The 950-nt window shown below is 69.5% G+C and carries 1 pseudogene; it reads right to left on the reverse strand.

The window, feature by feature from the left end:
- Positions 1-950, reverse strand: a pseudogene (locus EOA36_RS36200) (efflux transporter outer membrane subunit); the annotation flags it as partial.

Consider the following 950-nt stretch of genomic DNA (forward strand, 5'->3'; position numbering starts at 1 on the left):
GAGTAGAGCGAGCGCTGGGCGTCGAGCACGTCGAGAAGGCTGGTCTCGCCCGCCTTGTAGAGCGTGCCTTCCAGCCGCGCCGCATCGCCGTAGGATTTCGCCGACGCGGCAAGCTTGCCGATGCGGATGCGCTCCTGCGCCATCAGCACCAGCGCGTTCTCGACATCCTCGAGCGCGGTCAGCACCGAAGACCGGTAGGCGATGAAATACTGGTCGCGCTGCGCGCGGGCGACGTCGGCGGCCGCCAGCAACTGGCCGGCGTTGAACAGCGGCACGCTGAGCGTCGGCCCGAAGGACCAGCCGATGGACGAATTCTTGCCGAGGTCGCCGAGATTGAGGGCCGCCGTGCTGATGTCTCCCGTCAGGCTGACCGAGGGATAGCGCGCCGCCTCGGCCTGGCCGACCTTGGCGGTGTATTGCGCGTATTGCCGCTCGGCCATCAGCACATCCGGGCGCGACAGCAGGATGTCGGCCGGAATTCCGGTCGGCATCGGCAAGCGTGGCGCCGGGATCGGCTTGCCGCGCTTCAGCCGCTCGTTGAGCGCTGCCGGCGGCCGGCCGGTCAGCACCGACAGGCGATGCACCGCTTCGGCATAGCTTGCTTCCAGCGTCGGCACAGCGGCCTCGGTGCTGGCCGCTTGGCCCATCGCCTTGGCGACATCGGCCGCCGTCGCCGACCCCGCCTGCGCCATGGTGCGGGTGAGTTCGGCGGTCTGCCGCTGCGACACGGCCGAACGCCGGGCGAGCGCGATGCGCGCCTGGTAGCCGCGCGCCTGGGTGTAATAGGACGCGACATCGCCGACCAGGGTCAGAAGGGTCGAGCGCAATCCTGCTCGGGCGCATCCACCCCAAAGCGCGCGGCCTCGACACCCCTGCGGTTGGCGCCGAACAGGTCGAGTTCCCAGCTGGCGTCGAAGCCGGCCTGGTATTCCGCGTAGATGGAATTGGCG

The sequence above is a fragment of the Mesorhizobium sp. M8A.F.Ca.ET.021.01.1.1 genome, assembly GCF_003998025.1.
In the GTDB taxonomy this organism is placed as follows: domain Bacteria; phylum Pseudomonadota; class Alphaproteobacteria; order Rhizobiales; family Rhizobiaceae; genus Mesorhizobium.